This is a genomic window from Enterococcus casseliflavus (assembly GCF_029215545.1).
Classification (GTDB): domain Bacteria; phylum Bacillota; class Bacilli; order Lactobacillales; family Enterococcaceae; genus Enterococcus_D; species Enterococcus_D casseliflavus.
Window position 1 is genome coordinate 1,372,087 of record NZ_CP119393.1, and the last position, 22,312, is coordinate 1,394,398.

The window sequence follows — 22,312 nt, forward strand, 5'->3', positions numbered from 1 at the left end:
GCGATTTGTATCGTTTTTTTATGGGCACCAAAATAATTGTGAAGCCGTGGTAAAGGTAATATCAAAGGGGCGTTGCCCCATTTCCTCGCCATCTTCTTGTCCATGTTGAGGAACGGGGGAGATGATTCTCAGCTTCGAAGTGGAAAGATGGTGAAAGTAACGTGAATTCATGTGTTTCTTTCGCATCAGTAAGCCGATCAGCCAAAAAATCTTAAAAAGCGACACACGTTCGACAAGAACGAAATCAAACTTTTTCTCTTTGACTGAAGCGGTTGGAGCAATCGCCACACCGCCGCCAAAGTAAGGATGATTGGTCGTGGTACATAAAAAAGCTTTTTTGTAACTGAACTGCTGCCCATTGCACTCAACTAAGATCGGGAAACCTTTTTGGCGAAACAAAACCCGAATAATCGCAGCGATATAGGAAAAGGAGCCAAGATTAAACTTATTTAGATTGCTTTTTGCCACAGAGTGATTGGTGGTATAGACGATTGCCGCATCAAGACCAATTCCGACATTATTAAGAGCAATGCCATTTTCTTCTTGGATCTGCTCCTCATAACGGATAATGGTCAATTCTTGAGGCTTAGTAGTACCAGCAATTTTCCAAAATGCTTTTTCTGGTTCCCGCGGCAACTCGATACTCCGAGCAAAATCATTTCCTGAACCAGCAGGGATATAGGCAACGGGGATTTGTTGTTGTTCAAGTTGTAACTCTGATACTACTTGGTGCAACGTTCCATCACCGCCGATAACCACCAATAATGGATAAAGCATCTCGCCGTTTTCTAAATAGACCTCATCCCAAGGAATGAGGCGCTCTTTTAAGAGTTTTCGTGTAATCGTTCGTTCATCACCTGGAGACTTTGTTAAATAGACTTGATGGGGGAAACGATGTTTTTTTACGATTTTTTGCACACGTTCCACCGCTTTTTTTCCTCGTCCACTGCCTGAGACAGGGTTCACGAGGAAGTGATAATAATAGTTCATTTTATGAATAGCTCCATATCGTTTTTTCGTTCAATGCGATTAATTATAGCATGTTTCGACAGAAGGAGGGGGGACGATGCCTGAAAAAAAGAGCAAAAAAATAGATTCGACGATTGTGCTTTCTAGGTTCTCAAAGGTTCTTATGTCCACTTTGATCCTCAGGTAACGATGCCCATCGCCGAATCCTATTCAATTAGTAAGGAGTAACTCAAATTCCCACATCCTTTGTCTTTTATTCTAAGTTGACAACAATTCTTTTCTTGCAGAACCTGCTTCGTCTGCTTTACTGGGAATCCTTGCTCCTTACACTTACAGTATAGCAGGTTTTCCTATTTTAGCAATCGCTTACAATGTTTACTTTGTGCATTTTAGAGAATTTTAAACTTTCTAAAGGAAAGGTAAAAATAATAGCAACTTCCTCTTTTCGCACCAAACTCGGAAGCTGTCGTCCAAGTGTTCCCGAAGTGAGCAAGCTGTGAGAAGGCAGGCATTTAAGCTGAAATTTTTTTTTGAATTTTAGTTCATATTAAAATAATTATAAAATGTCTAATTATCTTTTTATTAATATTTCTTCCGTTTTACTTGTTAAAAAAATGCGATAGGAGTAAATTAAAGGTGTAAAAAACTTATTTTAGGAGGAATTAGGATGTGTACTGCGCTAACGTATGTAACGAAGGATCATTATTTTGGCAGAAATTTTGATTACGATGTTTCTTATAAAGAAGTGGTGACCATTACTCCGAGAAATTACCAATTGAAATTTCGCAAAGTAAGTGAAATAGATCACCATTATGCGATGATCGGGATTGCTGCTGGAGTCGCTCAATACCCACTCTATTATGATGCGGTCAACGAAAAAGGCTTAGGTATCGCTGGTTTGAATTTTCCAGAAAATGCTGTATACAATGAGTTTCAAGAAGGGAAAGAAAACGTCACGCCTTTTGAATTCATCCCATGGTTACTAGGACAATGCGCTACCGTGGAAGAGGCAAAAGCCCTGTTGACGAAGGTTAATCTGGTAAAGATCAATTTTAGTGAAGAACTACCATTATCGCCATTGCATTGGATGATTGCTGATAAAAAAAGTGCCATCGTTGTTGAGAGTATGAGTGATGGTCTTCATATTCATGAAAATCCGGTAGGGGTCTTAACGAATAATCCGCCATTTGACTACCAGTTATTCAATTTGAATAACTACCGTGTGTTATCATCGAAAACACCAGAAACGCATTTTTCTGACAAGCTGGATTTTGATGAGTACAGTCGTGGAATGGGGGGCTTAGGTCTGCCAGGAGATCTTTCTTCAATGTCCCGTTTTGTCAAAGCGGCATTTACCCGATTGAATTCCGTTTCTGGAGAATCTGAATCCGAAAGCATTAGTCAGTTTTTCCATATTCTAGGTTCTGTCGAACAGCAAAAAGGACTATGTGATATTGGAAATGAAAACTATGAATACACGATTTATACTTCTTGCTGCAATACAGACAAAGGGATCTATTACTATCGTACGTATGAAAATAGTCAAATCGTTGCAGTCGATATGAATAAAGAAGATTTGGAAGGCAATGTACCGATCTCGTATCCATTAGTTGAAGACCAACAAGTATTTTTCAGTAACTGATCCATTTTTAAAACCCCATCTCAATGCCGTTTTGAGATGGGGTTCTTTTTCTGCTTTGTTTCAAACCGAATCGCTCTGATTCGGTGTTGCCTTCGTTTGTGCAGTGCGTTTATTGGGGAATGGGAAAAAGCGATTCACCAGTATGGCGATCGTCATGCCTATGAAGCTGTCAACAATCCGATTAAAGGCATACAAGTATGATTCAGTTTGAGGAATCATAAATAAAATCGTCAATAGTGTGGCACAGGCGCCAACTGTTCCCTCGGAGTAATCAAATTTGACCAATAAAGCGATCATCAACATGATCACTAAAGGGATCGCAATGATTTGTATAACGGACGAATGTCCGAAAAAGTTAAATATCGCAATACAAAACACGGAAGCGATTGCGCCAAAGCTGTTGCCGGCAATCCGATGTTTCCCGTATTTGACAGTGTTTTCATGGTCTTCTCGTAATGTGAAAACAGCTGTGATCGTCGATACAACATACGTTTCACGATTCAAAAGAAAACTAATCAAAATACATAGAAATACACTAATGCCAGTTTTTACATTTCTTAAGCCAAAGGTCAATCCAAATAATTTCAATCATGCCATCCTCTCAAAACAATTTCAACGAAATAGATTATACCATATCGCAAGCACTCATATTTTAGATTTTCAGAAAAATGAACAACGATTCTTTCATCGTGCGTTGAGAGGTAAATTCTACCAGTAGTCGAAAAGCTAGTTTTATCCTATGCACTTTTCAACTTTGAGTATTGAAAGGAATACAATAAGTAAACCTAACTTAAAATGAATTGATTTTCGCATTCCTCGTTTAAAGCTCCTTTCCATTTCCATGAGTGATCCTTCTTTTGATTTTTCAGTCCTGTTATCATTTATATAAGTTATTTTGATAAAAAACTACTTATTGTTTATAAAAAGTTTGTTTTTTAGATATTATATTGAGATAATCAAAAATAAGGATGGGATAAAATGAAAAAAGTTTCTGTATTACTTGTTTTCTTACTTGGTTTTGTTGTTTTTCCAGTGACAGTTTTCGCTGCTTCTTCACCGAGCGTGAGCTATCAAACGAATGTCCAGTCTCAAGGGTGGCAATCATGGAAAACAAACGCTCAGACGCCAGGGACTACAGGAAAAGGGAAGCGACTTGAAGCAATCAAAATAAAAATTACAAACGAAAAATATAAAGGAAGTATTGAATATAAAACATCCATTCAGAAACAAGGATGAGAAAAATCTTTTAGAAAAAATGGTGCGCTATCTGGTACAAGCGGTAAGGGGCAACGTTTGGAAGCGATCCAAATCAAACTTACCGGTGAGATCGCTAAATATTATGATGTCTATTATCGAGTCAATGCACAACAATTTGGCTGGATGGGCTGGGCAAAAAACGGGCAGTCCTCAGGAACTTCTGGCTTTGGCTTTCAATTGGAAGCAATTCAGATTAAGCTGGTAAAAAAAGGTGGGAAAGCACCTGGAACGACGAATAATGGCTTTCGAGATGGACGAAAAAAATATGTAGATAAACGGGGCAAAGGGTTGATCAAAGGGTCAAAACAAAAGATTTATCACCTGCCGGGCAGTCAATATTATAAGAAAACGACCAGTCCGATTCGTATGTTCAAGACAGAGGTGGAAGCTTACAAAGCGGGCTTTCGACCAGCTAAATAGAGAAGGACTCAGTCAATGTGTACACAATCGGGCATTTGAAACTGGTTCGATCACTATAAAAAATTCCTTCCCCTCAGCGGGAAAGGAGTTTTTTATTCCATAGTATTTTTTGCTAGATATGAGGATTCACAAAGTAGTTTACTGGCTGCCCTCTTTATAGGCTGATCCTTTTTTTAGCGAGGTTTCAGCACAAAGCTACCATCTTCATCGTTCATTCCTTCAATAAACGTAAAAATAATATTTTTACCATCTCTTTCAAGGAAGAAGTAGGACATCTCAGTTTCATATTCTGGATCTTGCATCACTAGCTGATTGTCTTCAAGGGTATAGTTGTAGGTATACTCGAATTCTTCCCAGACTACCCCATCAAAAGCTACTCCAAGCTCTTCCAGTTCATCATCTTCTTCTGATTGTAGCGAGCTATTATCGGTACCAATAGTAAGATTCGTTTCACTAAATGTGGCTGTCATCACTGCATACTCACCATCATCATCATCTATCTCAATAAGCCAGTCATTTTTTTGTAAGTCTTCTTTTGTGATATTTTCATTACCATTACCATTTCCACAACCAACAGCTATGACCATCAGAAGGAGAATTGTTAATTTTATTGCTATTTTTTTCATTATTACACCTTTTATTCCTTTTGTTTTTGTTTATATGAGTATATTGTAACATATTTATTGCGTACCTCGTTAAAGTAAAAAAATATGATTATCCATCACGTGATTTGCGACATCGATTACAAGTGCTTCTCTCCCTTCTTTTTTTAGTTTTCTATCTGAAAGATCAGCATGACTAGCGGTACTTTTTTATTAGTAAGCGTAGGCTTTGCAAGAGTATTTCTCATTGAGTTTGCTTTCCAAAAGTATGCTTTTACTGGAAGCCAAAAAGAAAAGCTACCCCATGAGTCGTGACTAGCTTGTTTAAGTAGAATAAAGAAGCACTGAATGAATGGCAATCGGTGAGAAACTTGACTTAGAAAAAGCTTTTAAGGTGATTTAGAAAAGGATTTGGCTGGTTTAACATTGATATATGGCTATTAATGTGTATAATAAGTACTTGTGCGAAGCGCACCGCGGTTCATCAACCATCCCGCGTAATCAAAACTCGGAGAAAGTAGGGATCAAATGGAAAAATCAACAAATCTAACCAATCAACGTTTGCGTGTCGTCGCAGCCAATGGGATCATTATGGCACTTTATGTTGCTGTAACGGTTCTGGTCGCACCAGTCGCCTCAGGAGCGATTCAATTCAGAATATCTGAAGGGTTGAATCACTTAGTCGTTTTCAACAGAAAATTGATGTGGGGTGTCGTCGGTGGGGTCGTTGTGTATAACTTGTTCTTTGGAATGGGGATCTTGGATGTCGTATTCGGCGGTTTCGGAAGCTTTTTAGCCTTAGGAGCAACTGCCTTGGTACATAAGAAGATTCCAAATGTTTTCTTAAGACTCGCATTTAATACAATTGTTTTTTCATTAAGCATGTTCCTGATTGCGATTATGCTAAACATCACCTTAGCATTACCTTTCTGGCCAACCTTTGCAACAACGGCATTGAGTGAATTTATCGTGATGACGATCACTGCACCTGTGATGTATATCATCAATCGTGCCGTTCGTTTCGATAAACGCGTTTAAAAAAAAATCTTGTTTTTTGCTTTGATGGTTCTCAAAAAACAAGAAAAAAGATCATTCCTTTCTTTCTTAGGAATGATCTTTTGTTTTATTCTGCTTTTAGGTCTTCGATCTCCACAACTTTGAAATTTTTTGCTTCCAGTTGAGAAACGATCTTGTCGCATAATTCTTTTGATGTGTTCGCTGGTAAAGTGATCATCGTACGACGGATAAATTCATCTTTACCGATATCCAGTGTGATACAGCTGGCAATACTGCTGTATTTTGCGATTATTTTTGCGATGACTGCTAAGTCGCCTTGTTGACCAGTTGATGCGATCGTCAACACATAGCTTCCTTGCTCAACACTCCATGACTGTGACAACATGTTCAACAAAGAACTGTGTGTCAAGATGCCATAAAATTGATTGTTTTCATCTAATACAGCAATATAAGGCAATTCTTTGATCGTGAAGAAAACGTTAAAGAAAGAAGAATTGACATAAATAAATTTGGTCGCATTTTTTAGTAGATAAGTGACTGGCAAAGTCATGTCGCCGCCGTTTGCTTTGTGGCGATAAATGTGCATTTTATAAATATTTCCTCTGAAAATCTTGCCTGATTCATCTAGGATAGGCACACAACGATAACCAGATTCTTCCAAAATTGCCAGCGCTTCTTCTAAAGTAGCTGTTTCTTTTACCGTTGTTAAATCGCGTTTTTTGTAAACCATTGTTTTTAATAACATAATTTTCCCTCCCAAATACCCATTTAACACCATTATCATACCACAAAATTAGAAGAAACTATATTTTTACGACAGAAAATCAAAAATTGACACATTCTTAAATAAATGGTATTTTTAGTGTTGGAAAACTTTATAAAAAGGGGGAGGACACTAAGATGGCAACAAAAAAAGCTGCTTTGGCTTGTTCTGTCTGCGGATCCCGCAACTATTCAAAATCAGTCAGTGAAGGTAAAAAAGGCGAACGCCTTGAAATCAACAAATTTTGCAAGTATTGTAATCAATATACGTTGCATCGTGAAACGAAGTAAGGAGGGAATCAAATGAAATTTTTGAAAAATGTTGTTGAAGAAATGAAAAACGTTTCTTGGCCATCGAAAAAGCAATTACGTAAAGATACCTTTGTGGTGATTCAAACAACCATTATTTTTGCATTGATGTTCTTTGTGATGGACACACTGATTCAAACAGTCTTCAATTGGATCCTAAAGTAAGACTTCTTACTGATAGCGCTAGTCATTTATCGCAAATCATGCTATAATCGCTTTGAGGAAAAACTTCGGTGCAGCTGAGGTTTTTTTATTTTACAAAAAGATGGGGAGTCCGAAAAAAATGGAATCTTTTGAAAAAAATTGGTATGTACTGCATACGTATTCTGGCTATGAAAACAAAGTAAAAGCGAACCTAGAGTCACGTGCACAAAGCATGGGTATGGGTGATTATATTTTCCGTGTCGTCGTTCCCGAAGAAGTAGAAACAGAAGAAAAAAACGGCAAAACCAAAGAAATCGTTCATAAAACATTTCCTGGCTATGTATTAGTTGAAATGGTCATGACGGATGAATCTTGGTACGTTGTACGTAATACTCCTGGGGTAACAGGTTTCGTTGGTTCCCATGGTGCAGGAAGCAAGCCAGCGCCTTTATTACAAGAAGAAATCAATTCAATTTTACGTTCGATCGGTATGAGCACTCGGACAGTTGAACTGGAAGTAGAAATTGGCGAAACCGTCAAAATCATCGAAGGTGCGTTTTCTGGTCTAGAAGGACAAGTAGCAGAAATCGATGAAGAAAAACAAAAACTAAAAGTGAACATCGATATGTTCGGTCGTGAAACGAGTACAGAACTTGATTTTGAGCAAGTAGATAAGATTTAACTACTGGATTCACTAGCAAGAATGACTCTTTTACGGTAAAATAACAGTAATGAGAATAAAGTGGACCAATTCGTTGGCCCACTTTTTTTCTCAAAATCAGTAAGCGCTTTATAAGAGGAAGGGGTCCTATGTCAAAACTAGTCACTTTTTTTAGAGTAAAGTTTCACAATGATTTTCATCCCCATGGTAAAGGGATGATCTCTGTACATAATGGATATAGCTTGTTATTTCTTTTCAATTTGCTGCTATTTTTCTTTGCTATGTTGTTTTTTGATCCAATGGTGGCAATCGAAGAGCTCAAGTTGATTTTGTTTTCGGAAAGTCATTTAGTCACCGATTATATTGCCATGACCTCGGTAGGAACGGCTTTGTTAAATAGCAGTCTGATGACCTTTGTAGCGATCTCGATTTGCTATCACTATCGGGTACCGATCACGGGCGGTGCAGTCTCTGCGATCTTCATGGTGACTGGCTATGGCTTTTTTGGGAAAAATCTCCTGAATTTTATCCCAATATTTTTAGGCGTTCGCCTGTATTCGTATTTTATGAACGAACCATTGAAAAAATTTCTGTTGATCGCCCTCTATGGGTCATCGGTTTCCCCAATCGTCAGCTATTTTGCTTTCAATGATTCCTTACCACCATACTTTAGTCTAGTGATGGGGTATGGCATTGGGATCTTCACCGGTTTTTTGATGGTTCCTATGGCCTTATACTTTCAAGCGCTGTTTCAAAGCGTCAGTCTATACAGTGCGGGATTTACTTCAGGGATGCTATGTACACTGGTCGCTGCCATCTGCCGAATGTTTGGCTTGACGATCGAGCTAAGAACATTAGTATCTCAAGAGCAGCAACCTCGATTGATTTTTATGATGCTGGTTTTAGGAGGGGTATTCGTCGGCTATGGCTTGTTGATGGCGATCAAGAAAAAACGATTGAATATGCGAGCGATTTGGTCGCATAGTGGCAAAATCGAGCGCGATATTTTAAGGGATACTGGCGTTTATAATACGATGATCAATATGGGGTTAATGACATTCTTGTTAGTGGCTTACGTTGTCAGTATTGGTGCGGTTTTAAATGGACCAGTTATCGGTGCGATCTTTTGTGTCATCGGCTTTTCTGCTTGTGGCTCTCATGTGTTTAACTCGCTGCCTTTATTGGCAGGGGTGACGATCGCCAATCTATTGAGCGTATACACCATCAACGAGACGGTTACAGTCACGTCAGCGATTTTTGCGATGATGCTCTGTGCAGTAACAAATGCCTATGGCTGGAAAGGCGGCTTGGTGGTCGGTTTTGTCCACGCCTCAATGGTACTGAATATTGATTTCTTACATGGAGGTTTGAATCTGTATAACAATGGTTTTTCTGGCGGGCTCGTCGCCATGATGATCATTCCCTTATTGGATCTCAGCAAACAGCTCTGGCAAAAATCAGCCGATCAGGCACAAGCTACCCAGGAAGAAAAACCACAAATGGACTTGAAAGCACAAGAAAGCGAGCAGCCATTGGTCACGTTGGATCAAACAGAAGGGAAACCTAAATTTTCCGAGCCTGTGAAGGTATTAAAACCCGTTGCCCAAAAGAAACACTATAGGTTAGGCGAGTGGGAGTAGAAAAACCGCCAATGTCGTTTGTTACTTGTTTAACAAGTGTGGATTACTTGTCTTTTCGTCGCTGGAAATCATGGGAAAATGAAAACCAACCAAGAACAAGCAACGATTGGTTGTTCTTGGTTGGTTTTTATTCGTGTTCGTTTCTAAAAAAATCAACGATTGGCTTCTAAGATTTCTGCCTGCAAGCGTTGGGCAGTCGGTGTCATGGCTAGACCGCCTTCAGCCGTTTCCTTGAAAATGCTAGGCATTTGGCGACCGACTTGATACATCGCTAAGACCACTTCATCAGGTGGGATAACACTTTCGATTCCTGCCAGTGCCATGTCGGCAGAGATAAAGGCTTGGGAAGATCCCAGGGCATTGCGCTTCACGCAGGGGACTTCGACTAAGCCCGCGACAGGGTCACAAATCAAGCCCATCATATTTTTGAGGGTGATCGCCACCGCTTGAGCCGCTTGGTGAGGGGTGCCACCTTTTGCACAAACCAAAGCTGCTGCTGCCATTGCGCTAGCAGAACCGATCTCCGCTTGACAACCGCCTTCGGCTCCAGAAATCGAGGCATTGTTAGCAATCACCAGACCAAAGGCACCGGCTGTAAACAAAAAGTCGACTTGTTGCGCTCGAGTCAGTGCTAAACGTTCACGTACGGCCATCAAGACACCAGAAACAACACCCGCACTACCGGCAGTCGGTGTTGCACAGATCAAGCCCATTTTCGCATTGACTTCGTTGACTGCAATGGCATTTTGGACTGCTTGTAGAATGGTTTCTCCGCTTAAAAAATCACCGGCAGCAAGGTAGTCGTTCATACGTGTCGCATCGCCGCCGGTCAATCCCGTCACCGATTTTACACCAGAGACACCTTCAGCGACTGATTGTTCCATAACAACTAAATTCTTTTCCATGATTGCAAGGATCTGTTCGCGACTACGGCCAGTATTTTCTGCTTCGATCGCAATCATCATCTCTGCAACGGAAGGATAATTTTTACTCTCTGTTACTAATTCTTCTATTGTATAGAACATGTGCCTTATCTCCTTTAATCAAAATACGCAGCGCTGTAAACGTGTGGCAAAACTTTGATTTGTTGCGCCAGCTGATCATTGCGCTGATCGACTTCGATGATCATGATTGCTTTATCACCAACAGCTTCTCTCGTAACGGTCATCGTACCGATATTGATTTGAGCCTCTGATAGTAAATTGGTTACTTTTGCAATCATTCCTGGAACATCTTGATGAACGATCACATAAGTTGGCGTACCCAGCGTCAGAGAAATTTTGAAGCCGTTAAGCTCTGAGATTTGAATATTGCCACCACCGATCGAGATACCAGTGACAGAAAGTTTGTGGCTACCTTTTGTCAAAATCATCTTGACCATATTTGGATGTTCCGCTTTTTCTTTTTTAGGAACGAATAGGACTTCGATCCCTTTCTCATAAGCGATTTTTAAAGAGTCTGCTAGGCGAGCATCATCTGGCTCCATGCCTAAAAGACCGCCAACTAACGCAATATCGGTTCCATGACCGCGATAGGTTTTGGCAAACGATTCATACAAAAGGATATCAACACTGTCTGGCTGTTCACCAAAAATACTGCGAACGATTTTTCCGATCCGAGCCGCACCGGCTGTATGAGAACTGCTGGGACCCACCATGATGGGACCGATTATATCAAATACACTGCGGTATTTTAATTGTTCCATTTTTTTCACCTCGATAGTAGTAAACGAATAGGGAAGAATTCCAGTAGTAGTGTAGCATAAAAAAATGAGAGAATGAAAAAAGCAGACCAAAAGCAAGGGATTTTTATTTATTTTTTTATCAAAGGAATGACGAAAAGCGATGGTGAGTATTTTTTCAAAAAAATCAGCTGAAAAACCTTGAATTATTCCTTAAAGATGCTATAATATTCCAGTGTGCTTTCGTCACACGTTTTTTGTGTGTGCACATGAATCACCAAAGTGGGAGGAGAAATTTGGATCTCCAATTAACCACATCACGGACTCAAGGAGGTATGTCTCGTGGCAAAAAAAGTAGAAAAAATCGTTAAATTGCAAATTCCTGCAGGTAAAGCAACACCAGCTCCGCCGGTAGGTCCTGCGCTAGGTCAAGCGGGTATCAACATCATGGGATTCACTAAAGAATTCAATGCTCGTACAGCTGATCAAGCAGGTTTGATCATTCCAGTAGTGATCTCTGTATACGAAGACCGTTCATTTACTTTCGTTACAAAAACACCACCAGCAGCAGTATTGTTGAAAAAAGCAGCAAACGTTGAAAAAGGTTCAGGCGAACCAAACAAAACAAAAGTTGCAAAAGTTTCACGCGATCAAGTAAAAGAAATCGCTGAATTGAAAATGGAAGACCTAAACGCAGCTGACGTTGAAGCAGCAATGCGCATGGTTGAAGGAACTGCACGAAGCATGGGGATCACTGTAGAATAATTACAGCCCTAAGGAAGTAGCTTCTCAGTCGGCTTCATATTGAAAAATATGGGACACGTGGGAGGTTCTACCGTTATAACCACATCAAGGAGGAAACAAAATGGCTAAAAAAAGCAAAAAAATGCAAGAAGCATTGAAAAAAGTTGATGCTACAAAAGCTTATTCAGTTGAAGAAGCAGTAGCTTTGGCAAAAGAAACAAATATTGCAAAATTCGACGCAACGGTTGAAGTTGCTTACAAATTAAACGTAGACCCTAAAAAAGCGGATCAACAAATCCGTGGCGCGGTTGTATTACCAAACGGTACTGGTAAAACACAAACAGTTTTAGTTTTTGCTAAAGGCGATAAAGCCAAAGAAGCAGAAGCAGCTGGTGCTGATTTCGTTGGTGACGACGATATGGTTCAAAAAATCCAAGGTGGCTGGTTCGATTTTGACGTTGTTGTTGCAACGCCTGACATGATGGCTACTGTTGGTAAATTAGGTCGTGTATTAGGCCCTAAAGGTTTGATGCCTAACCCTAAAACTGGTACAGTAACAATGGACGTAACAAAAGCAGTTAACGAAGTAAAAGCTGGTAAAGTAACTTACCGTGTTGACAAAGCTGGAAACATCCACGTACCAATCGGAAAAGTTTCATTTGAAGATGACAAATTGATCGAAAACTTCAAAACAATCCATGAAACATTGTTGAAAGCTAAACCTTCAGCAGCAAAAGGTCAATACATGAAAAATATCTCAGTTACAACAACATTTGGTCCTGGGATCCATGTAGAACAAGCTTCTTTCTAATTTAATACAAAAATTCAAAACTTTTATTGACTTGACTACCTTATCTATGGTAAGGTGGTCAAGGTTAAAAGTTTAACTGTACCGAAGACAGTAGGTGGCATTTGCCTTAATTTCCTACCGAGGACGTTTATTGAGAACCTTCAATAGTCCCTCTATGTCTACGGTGGCATAGAGTTTTTTTATTGTCCTTTTTAGGACAAAGGAACAGTTTGTTTCGAAGAAACTCTTCCATCAAAATCAGGAGGTGAAATATAAATGAGTGAAGCAGCTATCGCTAAAAAATCCGCGATCGTTGATGAAGTGAGTGCAAAATTCTCTGCAGCCGCATCTGTAGTCGTTGTTGACTACCGTGGACTAACTGTTGATGAAGTAACTCGCTTACGTAAACAATTGCGTGATGCAAACGTTGAGATGAAAGTTATCAAAAACTCAATTCTTTCTCGTGCTGCTGAAAAAGCTGGTCTAGAAGGTTTAGGTGAAGTATTCACTGGTCCTACTGCCGTAGCATTCAGTAACGAAGACGTTGTTGCACCTGCAAAAATCATTAACGATTTCGCAAAAGACGCAAAAGCTTTAGAAATCAAAGGCGGTATCATCGAAGGCAAAGTTTCTTCATTGGAAGAAATTACTGCATTGGCGAAATTGCCAAACCGCGAAGGACTTCTTTCTATGTTGCTATCTGTGCTACAAGCACCTATCCGCAACGTGGCTTACGCTGTCAAAGCAGTGGCAGAAAAAGAAGAAGATGCAGCATAATTGCCGCATGATTTTTCAGTATTAAAAAACTAAACTACTTACTTAAATGGAGGAAAACAAAATGGCATTGAACATTGAAAACATTGTCGAAGAGCTAAAAGGCGCGACAATCTTAGAATTAAACGATTTAATTAAAGCTATCGAAGAAGAATTTGGCGTATCTGCTGCAGCTCCTGTAGCTGTAGCTGGTGGAGCTGGCGATGCTGGTGCTGCTGAAGAACAAACTGAATTCACTGTAGAATTGACTGCAGCTGGCGATCAAAAAGTTAAAGTTATCAAAGCAGTTCGTGAAGCAACTGGCTTAGGCTTGAAAGAAGCGAAAGCAGTCGTTGACGGAGCTCCTTCAGCAGTTAAAGAAGGCATCTCTAAAGACGAAGCTGAAGCATTGAAAGCAGCTTTAGAAGAAGTTGGCGCTTCAGTAACAGTTAAATAATTTTTCTTAGTGTCAAATCCTTTTGTATGAAGGGGTTTGGCGCTTTTTTTGTTATTTGACCATACTTTTGACCATACTTTTAGAAATTTATATAATTCGCGAACCTTTGGGCGGAGGAGTCTTTTTGTTTTTTTGTGACGTGAGCATAAATGTTCATTGTTGTTTGAATATCAGAATGGCCCAGTCGAGATTGAACTTCTTGAATAGATAAACCAGCTTCAAATAGTAGGCTGCAATGAGTGTGTCGAAATCCGTGAATAGTTATATCTTTCAATCCATTTTCTTTGCATAATCGTTTCTGTATATTGTTTGGTCTTAGGGGATCCAGATAGTTATTATTTTTTGACGAGAAGATAATCTGGTTTGGTCTTAACGAATTATGACCATGTGAAAGAAGATATTTGCGTTGATTTTGTCGCCACTTTTTTAGCACTTCAATCGTTGTATCGTCAAGAGAAATTTCTCTGTTGGATGTTTCCGTTTTCGGCTGATTTGTCACTAATTCATTTTTAGTGTTTCTTGCAATCGTTTTGTTTATAGTGAGTATTTTATTTTCAAAATCGATATCTTGCCAAGTTAACGCTAAAGCTTCGCCTTTTCGTATCCCTGTGAACGCTAGTAGTCGGAACAGTGGATAAGAGAGTGGAAACTTATCTTTCTTTGCTACTTCTAGAAATTCTTTGAGCTCCTCAGCTTCATAAAACTTGATTTTATCTTCTTTTTTCCTCGCATTTCCTTTCGTTATATATACATCTTTCATAGGATTAGATACTATTACATTCATTCTGACTGCGTAGTCAAATACAGCGGTGGTATATGTTTTTAATGCTTTATAGGTTGAATATTCAGCTTTCCATTTGTTCACCGTTTTTTGACAGTAAGCTACTGTAAAAGATGAAATTTTCTTTTTACCGAAGCAAGGAAATATATTTTTTTTGAACAGAAAGCTTACCCTTGAAAGTGTACTTTCTCTAACAGTATGCTTATATTCCTCATACCATAATTCTTGAATATCGATAAAAGTGTAGTTTTTTTCGGGCGCATATTTGTTATCTTGGGCCTCTGTTTCCAGTCTAGCTTTTGCGATTTTTGCTTCTTTTTGAGTTTTAAAACCTCTTCTGGTAGTGTAAAGTTTTTTACCCGTACCAGGATCGATGCCTAAATATGCTTTAAACATCCACCACTTACTCCCATCTTTTTTCGTATATTGTTTGATCACATTCCTTCTTCCTTTCTTAAGTGCGAATATATGTTCTTTTTATAAGAAAAATAATAATCACACGCAAAGTGTGTTATTGATTTTATCTAGTAGAAACTTTTTTAGCATCGGTTCCCACTTTGTATCCAGACCAAAGTATTGGATAAAATAAAATATATTTAAGTCAGCAGGATCTAAATGATTATGTTCTATAAATTCATCAAGCAAATTCTTGATCATATGACAATCAGCTTCATATTCCATTTTCGAGCGGAAATAAAATATTTTGTATAGTTCTGCAAACTCTTTATGATCTAAGACATGCTTAACCTCGTGATAAATTACTTTCTTTGCATCCGTGGAGGACAGACTGCTATTAATGAAAATCTTATTGAGTTCTTTAATATAGCAGCCGTCGGATTCCATCTCAATTGGCACAACATCAATCCCATGCTCATGCAGCACCTTCTTCACTAACTCCATACTTTCACCTCATTTTGAACTAAGACGACCTTCCATATATGCTCGAATTGCTTCGCGATCTTTTTCCGTTAAAGGTTTACCATTGAAGGACATCGCATTGTCGAGCATTTTTTCTAAATCATCGGAAGTTGTTGCGCTAGAACTATTAGGATTATCAGTACGGCCTAATAAGTAATCAGTAGAGACGTGAAAATAGTCAGCTATGACTTGTAAATTTTCGGCTTTTGGACTTTGCTTTTGCAATGTATACAAATAGTTTTTACTGTAACCAAGCTCCAATGATATCTCTTTTAGATTTTTATCCCTTTGTTTTGCTAGTTTTTGAATTCGTTCAAATAGTGTCATATCAAGCATTCCACGCTTTCAGAAATTATTTAACGAAAAAAGTACACAAAAATAGGATAAATCTGTTGACAATCCAATAGTTGTGGGTTAATCTTATCACGTAAGCTAATTTAATTAGCTAATGAGTAACAAGAAAGACACCTAATTAAAATAAACAATTCGACGTCGGCAAACTTAGAATGTTGATTTAATAGAGTGTGTTTGGCTTATTTCGTTATGCTTATATAGTACACAACTATGGGATGAGTGTCAACGGGAATTAGCTAATTTTATTAGCTTACACTCAATAAATTTTGAAAGGAGTTAGATCTATGTCTCAAGATTTTGTTCTTAAAGTCAAAATCCAGTTGGCGAAATACGGAAAATCTCAAGGATGGTTAGCAGATACTATCGGAATTTCTAGACCGTATATGTCAGACATCTTAACTGGAAAAAGAAAGCCAGATAAGCAAATTAAACCGATCGAAGATGCGCTAAATGCATTGAAGGAGGGTGGGGATTAATGGATATACGGATACCTGATAATGTCATTGAAAATCAGATCATTCCTGAATTTGTCCAGATAGCAGTTACTGAGTTCGAAAAGAGGATGAGGTTGGTAACAAAAACGATCGAACTTCCGCCGTTTAGCAACAAGGAGACAGTAAAAGAGGTATTAGGGATCGGTGATGCGAAGTTGAATAGCTGGATTGATCAGGGATTGAAAATTCAAGTTTGGAGTAAACAAGATATTCGGATACGTCGCGAAGCCTTGCAGCAATTTTTGATAGAAAATTTTGAGGTGTAAATATGGCTTATACGTTCGAACAAGAAGTTTTAATCAACGGATTGATCAAAGAAAGAATCCGAGACCTGCAGCTATTGATTCATGAGAGGAAAGGGCAGCTAAGTGAGCGACAGCACGAGAAGGCCCGACAGGATTTGGGAAAATACCAAGAAATCCTGTATCAGAATCGGCTTAACCGCCAAATACGATTTTAGGAGGGATATCATGAAAAACACATCATCTGCTTTCAAGCAACTAATCGAAGTAATCAACGAAGAACTGAACACAATGCAACGCTTGAACGCTACCAATGACGAAAAGGAAGACCTAACGCCGGAAGAATATTATGCCGAGCGTGATCGAATTAAAACCCTTTGGACGACCTTTGAAAACACTATATGCTCAGTCGGTGCCAAGATGCTTTCTTACCTTGAGTATGATCGCTTGATTGAATATTTCGAAGAAGTTGAGCCGTTAGCTTCACTTTCTAACGAATTTGCCGGCAAGGAGGAAGAACGATGAATAAATACGATGTTTTTTACTATGGTGCACATATGTGTTACGTCGAAGCGGAAGACTTTGCTCAAGCGCAGGAACGTGCACTTGACTTTTTGTTTGACTATATCAAAGGCGAAGTCAACTACAGTCGCGTTTCTGTTATTGAAGAAGCGGAGGCAAAAGTATGAGAAAAAAATGGCTGGCAGCACTGAACGCTGATTACTTGTATAAAGCACGTCAGTTGCAAGCAATCTGTTATGCAAGCTTTGCTCTAAATATTGTTTTGATGATCACGCTAATCTGGGTAATGAAAGTCAAGTAAAAAGGGGGTTAACGATGTACGATAGCGCAATTATCAAATATAGCTGCAGACTGATGAAGCGTCGGATGGCGATTGGAATGGGAGCAATTAATCGACGCAAGAAGTTGTCTGACGCTGAAAAGTTGGAGCTTGAATGGATCAGCCTTAAGTTGGGAATCATTCGACAGGTGCAATCTATTAGAAGGAGGGATGAATAAATGCCGAAATACAAAACGAAAGAAGGCTATACGATAAACAAAAAAGGAAATAAGGTTATGTCCATTACGCCGTCAATTTTTGTCGGTACAGCCACATCGGAAGATGGAGAAAAGATTGAGTTGCTCACCACATGGGGACAAGCGCCAATGATTGAATTTGATGACGGATCTCAAGTCATTTGGTCATGGGACGAATTGATCAACGAAGCTATTAAACTAAAACAACAAAAAGAGCCTACACCAGCTGCAACTGATGTAAGCCAATAAAAAACAAACTATTCGAGGAGATTATAACATCATGAACAAAAAAATTCAAAATATGATTGAAGAACTAGCGTTGGAGTGCCGAAAAGAAGATGTAACTTTGTCATTATCGGCTCTGGACAAAACGGGTATTTGCTCACTAGCACAAGTCGGCAAAAATCAAAAAATTCAACATGTAATTGTGAATCAGATTGAACAGTGGGAAAAAAATGCAAAAGCTTGTGGCTGTCCAGTATGTAAACGAAAAGCAGGCTCGGAAGAAGAGGATCTTGAAGCAAATGATTTCAGTGATGCTCCTGACTGGTTAGCTAGAATTATCCGAGGTGATTTTTAATGAAAAAAATAACGTTGAACCGTATTTCACTTAAAAATTTCAAAGGTATTGAATCATTTGATTTTGAACCGTTGGGTCAAAACGCAACAGTTTCTGGCCAGAACGGCTCAGGGAAAACGACATTGGCCGATGCATTGCTATGGCTACTTTTTGGAAAAGATACACGAGGTGCAAAATTAAATCCAAAGCCGCTTGATGAGCTTAATCAAGAAAAACTTGGTTTAGAGCCGACAGTTGAAGCTGTATTAGTCATTGACGGTACTGACGTTACATTGAAACGCGTACAAGAAGAAAAATGGAACACACCGCGAGGGCAACTTGAAAAAGTCCGTGGGAACGATACGACTAAGTATACGATCGATGGAGTGCCGAAAATGGAAAAGGAATGGAAGGCATACCTCGAAACTATTGGAGCAGAGAACATTCTGCAGATGCTATTTGATTCCACCTACTTTATGAAAATGAACTGGAAAAACCGCCGAGAAATCTTGGTCAATATGACTGGATTGACTGATGAAGAAATCATTGCCAAAGACCCAGCGTTGAAAGCTATCGAAAAAATCTTCAAGGAGTATTCAATTGATGATTACCGCAAAGTGCTTGCTTCACGAAAAAAAGAGATCAAGCGGAAAATTGATGGCTTGCCAGCGCGAATCCAAGAAGTCACTGAAATGTTTGCAAAAGCAAAAGCCGATATCGGTGATCAATCTGCAGACGATATCCAAGAACAAGTTTTGGAATACGAAGCCGATGTGTCTGATTTACAAAATAAACTGAATGCTATTGCTGCAGGTAATGCGGTACTGGATCACCAAGAAGAGCTATCAAATCTCAAAATTAAATTAGCGGAAGCACAGTCAGCTCATCTGTCGAGTACTCATTTGGAAAGCCGGTCTTTGCAAGAAGATCTACACAAACAACAGCGAATTGTTAATGAGATCAGAAAGCTTAGAGATGAAGAGGAAAGCAAGAAAGATAAAGTAATCAAACAATTCTACGATTTAGAGTACTTCCTCACTGAACATCGGAATAAATACCGGGTCTTAAAAGAAACGACTTTTGACGAACATCAAAAAGTCTGCCCGACGTGTGCGCAAGAGTTACCGGCTGATCAAATCGAAGAACTAATTTCAAAATTTAATCAGCAAAAAGCAAAAGATATGGAAACCAACATCGCTGAGGGGAAAGCAGCAAAGGAAAAACTGCTTGCTTATAAGGAGACGATCACTGATCACGAAAACGAGTGTGCGCGTTTGGAAAAAAGTCTAACCGACGCAGAAGAAACGCTGAACAAAATCAATGCAGAACTAGTATTCCTCGAAAGTTCAACCCAAAAATTCGAAGAGACTTCGACTTACAAAAAAATACAAGATGAAATAATGCTTGTTCAACAGAAAATCTTGAATGCCACTTCCGATACAGCGGCAGAGGAGCAAGATTTGAAAGAACAGATTCGCAGAAAACGAGAGAGTATTGCGGAATTGCAAGCGAAGTTTCAGCGCCTAGCTAGTCTTTCCGATTACGAAAATCGAATCGAGGAACTGAAAAAAGAAGATGCTGCTTTGAAGGTGCAGAACCAAGATGTAGAACGTGAACTTTTCCTTCTTGATGAGTTTACTCGCAAAAAAGTTAAGAGTTTGGAGGAATCAATCAATAGCAAATTTGACCTTGTTAAATTTAAACTCTTTAACATTTTGAAAAATGGCGGCATCGAGGAAGTCTGTGAAGCCACCTATGACGGCGTTGAGTATGGGGCTAGTCTAAACACGGGCGCTCGAGTAAACTGCGATCTCGACATTGTAAACACATTGAGCAGAGAGTTTGGGTTGAGTGTGCCGACATTTGTTGATAATACAGAATCGGTAAATAATCTGCATCAGATTGATTCGCAAATGATTGAGTTACGTGTAACTAAAAATAAAAATCTGAAAGTAGAGGTAGTGTGATGATTTCAATCGAACAGGTCAATAAAGAACTCGAAGCAAGGTTAGATAAAGCTAAGAAGTTACAGAACCAGTACAAAGGTTTGAGTGAAATTGAAACGAAACTGCGGAAGGGAAATACGAGATTTACTTTACACACACTAACTTTCGAGGGATATGCCTATCGCGAAGACATGGGCGGTCGATTGAACGAAGATTTCGGAATTGATGGTCTGGATAGTGTAATCCAAACATTGCTTCTAGCTGAGATTGTAAAACGGAAACAAGAAATTGAACAGTACTTCTCTACTGTAGAAAAGGAGTTGGGGATTGAATGAATGGTATTTTAGTTTATGCGAAAACTAGAAATGAACGCCAGTTTATTGGCATTTTCAATAATTTGGAAGATTTGCATTCAGAAGTGATTGAAACTCTTGGGGTAACGAACAGACCAGATTTATCTAGCAAAATTTATTTCTCCTTGAATGGAGAAGAATACAAATTATTTATGGAGGGTGAAAAATGACAAATCAAAATACACCTGCAGTTTTGCAGAAAGATATCACTGACACAGTGAATCACAAAGTTGCAGCAATGCAACAAGAAGGGCTTGCCTTACCTCAAAATTATAGTCCGGCAAATGCATTAAAATCTGCTTTCTTTGCAATGTCTAATGCCGCTGGAGGGAATTTATTAGAAAAATGCACAAAAGAATCGATCGCTAATTCATTGTTAGACATGGTTGTTCAAGGCCTAAGTCCGGCAAAGACACAGTGTTACTTCGTTCCCTACGGAAATCAGTTGAAAATGACAAGATCCTACTTCGGAACTCAAGCGGTACTAAAAAGACTTAGGGATGTTAAAGACGTTTGGGCCAACATTATCTACGAAGGCGATCAATTTGATGTAGAGATCCTCGATGGTCGCGAAACATTAAAAGAGCACAAGACCTCATTTCTTAATCGAGACAATCCCATCATAGGTGCATACTGCATCATTGAGCGCTCTGATGGAACCAAAATTTTAACTACGATGACAAAGAAAGAAATTGATGCTTCGTGGAGCCAGGCTAAAACAAAGAACGTCCAAAATAAGTTTCCGCAAGAAATGGCAAAACGGACTGTTTTAAATAGGGCAGCAAAAGCATTTGTGAATACTAGCGATGATAGCGATTTGTTAATCGATGCAATCAATAACACAACCGCAAATGAGTTTCAAAATGAATCGGAGCGAAAAGAAGCGGAAATCATCGAAGAAATCGATCAAAATGCGAATAGCGAAATCCTAGATCCTGAACCTATTGAACGACCAGCAAATGTTTCAGCTGATGGAGAAATTCAAGAAGGACAGTATGTTGATGATCAAGCAGCCCAAACTCAATTTGATCTCGGAGAGGAAGATCCCTATTGATTTCTGTAAAAGTCTTTGGATCAGGAAGTAGTGGGAATGGCTATCTTATCGATGATGGTCATTCTCAACTGATCATCGAGTGTGGGGTTCAATTTAGCAAAGTTCAGCAGCTAATGGAATACAACTTTTCAAGGGTGGCAGGTGCGTTGATCACCCACGAACATCGTGATCACTGCAAATACATTAGCAGTCTGATCGATAAAACTGCAGTTGATGTTTATGCGACACACGGTTCTATTGATGCTATGTTTAACGATCCAGTTTTGAAGTTGAAAGCTCATCATGGTTATCGATTCAACGAACTGCAGTACAAGCGAACTCAAAAAATAGGCACTTGGTACGTAACGCCATTTGAAACTAAGCATGATGTTGCCGAACCTTGCGGCTTTCTAATTGATAACTCAGCCGGAGATAGATTGGTCTTCGTCACAGATTCCTATTACGTGAAGTATCGCTTTCCAAATGTTACTCATATGATGATTGAAGCAAATTATTCAAAAGAAATCGTTGATCAGAAAATGAATCGTGGTTTCGATATCAAACGCAAGGAACGGCTGCTTGAAAGTCACTTCGATTTTGATCGGACACTCGATTTTATAAAGTCAAACAAAAGCGATCGACTACAAGAAGTTTGGCTACTTCATCTATCAGATGCAAATAGCCATGAACAAAAATTTAAAGAGGACACGCAAAAACTTGTTGGCGTTCCTGTTTATATAGCTTAG

Annotated in this window: 34 protein-coding genes and 1 other annotated feature; of the genes, 25 read left to right on the forward strand and 9 right to left on the reverse strand. The window is 39.1% G+C overall.

The window, feature by feature from the left end:
• Nucleotides 1-18: 18 nt before the first annotated feature.
• Nucleotides 19-990 carry a diacylglycerol/lipid kinase family protein gene (locus P0G38_RS06630; RefSeq protein ID WP_060792252.1) on the reverse strand — a complete coding sequence of 324 codons (972 nt, stop codon included), beginning with the start codon at nucleotides 988-990 and terminating at the stop codon, nucleotides 19-21.
• A 646-nt stretch (nucleotides 991-1,636) separates the two neighbouring features.
• On the opposite strand from P0G38_RS06630, the gene bsh reads away from it, so the two are divergent.
• Entirely contained in the window at nucleotides 1,637-2,611 is a 975-nt protein-coding gene (bsh, locus tag P0G38_RS06635) for a choloylglycine hydrolase (protein WP_151195002.1), read from the forward strand.
• 60 nt (nucleotides 2,612-2,671) lie between these two features.
• On the opposite strand, the gene P0G38_RS06640 is transcribed toward bsh, so the two are convergent.
• Nucleotides 2,672-3,199 (reverse strand): FUSC family protein, encoded by a 528-nt coding sequence (locus P0G38_RS06640; RefSeq protein ID WP_005229754.1) that lies wholly within the window; start codon nucleotides 3,197-3,199, stop codon nucleotides 2,672-2,674.
• A 390-nt stretch (nucleotides 3,200-3,589) separates the two neighbouring features.
• On the opposite strand from P0G38_RS06640, the gene P0G38_RS06645 reads away from it, so the two are divergent.
• Both P0G38_RS06645 and P0G38_RS06650 read left to right on the forward strand, forming a co-directional pair.
• Entirely contained in the window at nucleotides 3,590-3,847 is a 258-nt protein-coding gene (locus P0G38_RS06645; RefSeq protein ID WP_275854659.1) for a hypothetical protein, read from the forward strand.
• 57 nt (nucleotides 3,848-3,904) lie between these two features.
• Nucleotides 3,905-4,288: a sunset domain-containing protein gene (locus P0G38_RS06650; protein WP_081343849.1), complete on the forward strand. Its 384-nt coding sequence runs from the start codon at nucleotides 3,905-3,907 to the stop codon at nucleotides 4,286-4,288.
• 173 nt (nucleotides 4,289-4,461) lie between these two features.
• Here the strand turns inward: P0G38_RS06650 and P0G38_RS06655 are convergent, their stop codons facing one another.
• A complete protein-coding gene (locus tag P0G38_RS06655) occupies nucleotides 4,462-4,914 on the reverse strand; it encodes a hypothetical protein (RefSeq protein ID WP_275854661.1) in 453 nt (150 codons plus the stop codon).
• A gap of 504 nt (nucleotides 4,915-5,418) precedes the next feature.
• On the opposite strand from P0G38_RS06655, the gene P0G38_RS06660 reads away from it, so the two are divergent.
• Nucleotides 5,419-5,928, forward strand: coding sequence for a QueT transporter family protein (locus P0G38_RS06660; RefSeq protein WP_005229760.1), 510 nt, complete (start codon nucleotides 5,419-5,421; stop codon nucleotides 5,926-5,928).
• Nucleotides 5,929-6,013: 85 nt separating this feature from the next.
• Here the strand turns inward: P0G38_RS06660 and cbpA are convergent, their stop codons facing one another.
• Nucleotides 6,014-6,652 carry a cyclic di-AMP binding protein CbpA gene (gene cbpA, locus P0G38_RS06665; protein WP_005229762.1) on the reverse strand — a complete coding sequence of 213 codons (639 nt, stop codon included), beginning with the start codon at nucleotides 6,650-6,652 and terminating at the stop codon, nucleotides 6,014-6,016.
• 155 nt (nucleotides 6,653-6,807) lie between these two features.
• On the opposite strand from cbpA, the gene rpmG reads away from it, so the two are divergent.
• From rpmG to P0G38_RS06685, 4 genes are all read left to right on the forward strand, one after another.
• Complete coding sequence (gene rpmG / locus P0G38_RS06670) at nucleotides 6,808-6,960, forward strand: 50S ribosomal protein L33 (protein WP_005229764.1); 153 nt, start codon at nucleotides 6,808-6,810, stop codon at nucleotides 6,958-6,960.
• 12 nt (nucleotides 6,961-6,972) lie between these two features.
• Complete coding sequence (gene secE / locus P0G38_RS06675) at nucleotides 6,973-7,143, forward strand: preprotein translocase subunit SecE (protein ID WP_005229766.1); 171 nt, start codon at nucleotides 6,973-6,975, stop codon at nucleotides 7,141-7,143.
• Nucleotides 7,144-7,261: 118 nt separating this feature from the next.
• The gene (gene nusG / locus P0G38_RS06680) at nucleotides 7,262-7,804 is read left to right on the forward strand and encodes a transcription termination/antitermination protein NusG (protein ID WP_005229769.1); all 543 of its coding nucleotides are present in this window, start codon (nucleotides 7,262-7,264) and stop codon (nucleotides 7,802-7,804) included.
• A 128-nt stretch (nucleotides 7,805-7,932) separates the two neighbouring features.
• Nucleotides 7,933-9,423, forward strand: a complete 1,491-nt coding sequence (locus P0G38_RS06685) for a DUF1576 domain-containing protein (protein ID WP_015509956.1) — start codon at nucleotides 7,933-7,935, stop codon at nucleotides 9,421-9,423.
• Between the two features lie 152 nt (nucleotides 9,424-9,575).
• On the opposite strand, the gene sdaAA is transcribed toward P0G38_RS06685, so the two are convergent.
• Together sdaAA and sdaAB are read right to left on the reverse strand one after the other, a co-directional pair.
• Nucleotides 9,576-10,448: an L-serine ammonia-lyase, iron-sulfur-dependent, subunit alpha gene (gene sdaAA / locus P0G38_RS06690; RefSeq protein WP_081118463.1), complete on the reverse strand. Its 873-nt coding sequence runs from the start codon at nucleotides 10,446-10,448 to the stop codon at nucleotides 9,576-9,578.
• Between the two features lie 14 nt (nucleotides 10,449-10,462).
• Complete coding sequence (gene sdaAB / locus P0G38_RS06695; protein ID WP_005229781.1) at nucleotides 10,463-11,128, reverse strand: L-serine ammonia-lyase, iron-sulfur-dependent subunit beta; 666 nt, start codon at nucleotides 11,126-11,128, stop codon at nucleotides 10,463-10,465.
• Between the two features lie 318 nt (nucleotides 11,129-11,446).
• Between sdaAB and rplK the strand changes: the two genes are divergently transcribed.
• From rplK to rplL, 4 genes are all read left to right on the forward strand, one after another.
• Nucleotides 11,447-11,869: a 50S ribosomal protein L11 gene (rplK, locus tag P0G38_RS06700; protein ID WP_005229787.1), complete on the forward strand. Its 423-nt coding sequence runs from the start codon at nucleotides 11,447-11,449 to the stop codon at nucleotides 11,867-11,869.
• 100 nt (nucleotides 11,870-11,969) lie between these two features.
• Nucleotides 11,970-12,659, forward strand: coding sequence for a 50S ribosomal protein L1 (gene rplA / locus P0G38_RS06705; protein ID WP_005229790.1), 690 nt, complete (start codon nucleotides 11,970-11,972; stop codon nucleotides 12,657-12,659).
• Nucleotides 12,660-12,722: 63 nt separating this feature from the next.
• Nucleotides 12,723-12,849 (forward strand) — a sequence feature (ribosomal protein L10 leader region).
• A 65-nt stretch (nucleotides 12,850-12,914) separates the two neighbouring features.
• The gene (gene rplJ / locus P0G38_RS06710) at nucleotides 12,915-13,415 is read left to right on the forward strand and encodes a 50S ribosomal protein L10 (protein ID WP_005236672.1); all 501 of its coding nucleotides are present in this window, start codon (nucleotides 12,915-12,917) and stop codon (nucleotides 13,413-13,415) included.
• 61 nt (nucleotides 13,416-13,476) lie between these two features.
• A complete protein-coding gene (gene rplL / locus P0G38_RS06715) occupies nucleotides 13,477-13,848 on the forward strand; it encodes a 50S ribosomal protein L7/L12 (protein WP_003127081.1) in 372 nt (123 codons plus the stop codon).
• Nucleotides 13,849-13,927: 79 nt separating this feature from the next.
• Here the strand turns inward: rplL and P0G38_RS06720 are convergent, their stop codons facing one another.
• The 3 genes from P0G38_RS06720 to P0G38_RS06730 are packed head-to-tail and all read right to left on the reverse strand — an operon-like array spanning nucleotide 13,928 to nucleotide 15,874.
• The gene (locus P0G38_RS06720; RefSeq protein ID WP_275854679.1) at nucleotides 13,928-15,067 is read right to left on the reverse strand and encodes a site-specific integrase; all 1,140 of its coding nucleotides are present in this window, start codon (nucleotides 15,065-15,067) and stop codon (nucleotides 13,928-13,930) included.
• 57 nt (nucleotides 15,068-15,124) lie between these two features.
• Nucleotides 15,125-15,529: an ImmA/IrrE family metallo-endopeptidase gene (locus P0G38_RS06725; protein WP_275854681.1), complete on the reverse strand. Its 405-nt coding sequence runs from the start codon at nucleotides 15,527-15,529 to the stop codon at nucleotides 15,125-15,127.
• Between the two features lie 9 nt (nucleotides 15,530-15,538).
• On the reverse strand, nucleotides 15,539-15,874 hold the full coding sequence (locus P0G38_RS06730) for a helix-turn-helix domain-containing protein (protein ID WP_086372743.1): 336 nt from the start codon (nucleotides 15,872-15,874) through the stop codon (nucleotides 15,539-15,541).
• Nucleotides 15,875-16,185: 311 nt separating this feature from the next.
• On the opposite strand from P0G38_RS06730, the gene P0G38_RS06735 reads away from it, so the two are divergent.
• The 13 genes from P0G38_RS06735 (at nucleotide 16,186) to P0G38_RS06795 (ending at nucleotide 22,312) form a co-directional block, all read left to right on the forward strand.
• The gene (locus tag P0G38_RS06735; protein ID WP_128489394.1) at nucleotides 16,186-16,377 is read left to right on the forward strand and encodes a helix-turn-helix transcriptional regulator; all 192 of its coding nucleotides are present in this window, start codon (nucleotides 16,186-16,188) and stop codon (nucleotides 16,375-16,377) included.
• Nucleotides 16,377-16,661, forward strand: a complete 285-nt coding sequence (locus P0G38_RS06740; RefSeq protein ID WP_275854685.1) for a hypothetical protein — start codon at nucleotides 16,377-16,379, stop codon at nucleotides 16,659-16,661. The genes P0G38_RS06735 and P0G38_RS06740 overlap by 1 nt, the downstream gene beginning before the upstream one ends.
• 204 nt (nucleotides 16,662-16,865) lie before the next feature.
• The gene (locus P0G38_RS06745; RefSeq protein WP_275854687.1) at nucleotides 16,866-17,162 is read left to right on the forward strand and encodes a hypothetical protein; all 297 of its coding nucleotides are present in this window, start codon (nucleotides 16,866-16,868) and stop codon (nucleotides 17,160-17,162) included.
• Nucleotides 17,159-17,326, forward strand: a complete 168-nt coding sequence (locus P0G38_RS06750) for a hypothetical protein (RefSeq protein ID WP_275854689.1) — start codon at nucleotides 17,159-17,161, stop codon at nucleotides 17,324-17,326. The genes P0G38_RS06745 and P0G38_RS06750 overlap by 4 nt, the downstream gene beginning before the upstream one ends.
• Nucleotides 17,323-17,460 (forward strand): hypothetical protein, encoded by a 138-nt coding sequence (locus P0G38_RS06755; protein WP_275854691.1) that lies wholly within the window; start codon nucleotides 17,323-17,325, stop codon nucleotides 17,458-17,460. Before P0G38_RS06750 ends, P0G38_RS06755 begins: the two co-directional genes overlap by 4 nt.
• 14 nt (nucleotides 17,461-17,474) lie before the next feature.
• On the forward strand, nucleotides 17,475-17,657 hold the full coding sequence (locus P0G38_RS06760) for a hypothetical protein (protein ID WP_275854693.1): 183 nt from the start codon (nucleotides 17,475-17,477) through the stop codon (nucleotides 17,655-17,657).
• Nucleotides 17,658-17,924: a hypothetical protein gene (locus P0G38_RS06765; RefSeq protein WP_275854695.1), complete on the forward strand. Its 267-nt coding sequence runs from the start codon at nucleotides 17,658-17,660 to the stop codon at nucleotides 17,922-17,924.
• A 31-nt stretch (nucleotides 17,925-17,955) separates the two neighbouring features.
• The gene (locus tag P0G38_RS06770; protein ID WP_275854697.1) at nucleotides 17,956-18,255 is read left to right on the forward strand and encodes a hypothetical protein; all 300 of its coding nucleotides are present in this window, start codon (nucleotides 17,956-17,958) and stop codon (nucleotides 18,253-18,255) included.
• Nucleotides 18,255-20,201, forward strand: coding sequence for an AAA family ATPase (locus P0G38_RS06775; protein ID WP_275854699.1), 1,947 nt, complete (start codon nucleotides 18,255-18,257; stop codon nucleotides 20,199-20,201). Before P0G38_RS06770 ends, P0G38_RS06775 begins: the two co-directional genes overlap by 1 nt.
• Nucleotides 20,201-20,515: a hypothetical protein gene (locus P0G38_RS06780; protein ID WP_275854701.1), complete on the forward strand. Its 315-nt coding sequence runs from the start codon at nucleotides 20,201-20,203 to the stop codon at nucleotides 20,513-20,515. Before P0G38_RS06775 ends, P0G38_RS06780 begins: the two co-directional genes overlap by 1 nt.
• Nucleotides 20,512-20,703 (forward strand): hypothetical protein, encoded by a 192-nt coding sequence (locus P0G38_RS06785; RefSeq protein ID WP_128489404.1) that lies wholly within the window; start codon nucleotides 20,512-20,514, stop codon nucleotides 20,701-20,703. Before P0G38_RS06780 ends, P0G38_RS06785 begins: the two co-directional genes overlap by 4 nt.
• Nucleotides 20,700-21,587 (forward strand): recombinase RecT, encoded by an 888-nt coding sequence (locus P0G38_RS06790; RefSeq protein WP_275854704.1) that lies wholly within the window; start codon nucleotides 20,700-20,702, stop codon nucleotides 21,585-21,587. The genes P0G38_RS06785 and P0G38_RS06790 overlap by 4 nt, the downstream gene beginning before the upstream one ends.
• Nucleotides 21,584-22,312 carry an MBL fold metallo-hydrolase gene (locus P0G38_RS06795; RefSeq protein WP_275854706.1) on the forward strand — a complete coding sequence of 243 codons (729 nt, stop codon included), beginning with the start codon at nucleotides 21,584-21,586 and terminating at the stop codon, nucleotides 22,310-22,312. Before P0G38_RS06790 ends, P0G38_RS06795 begins: the two co-directional genes overlap by 4 nt.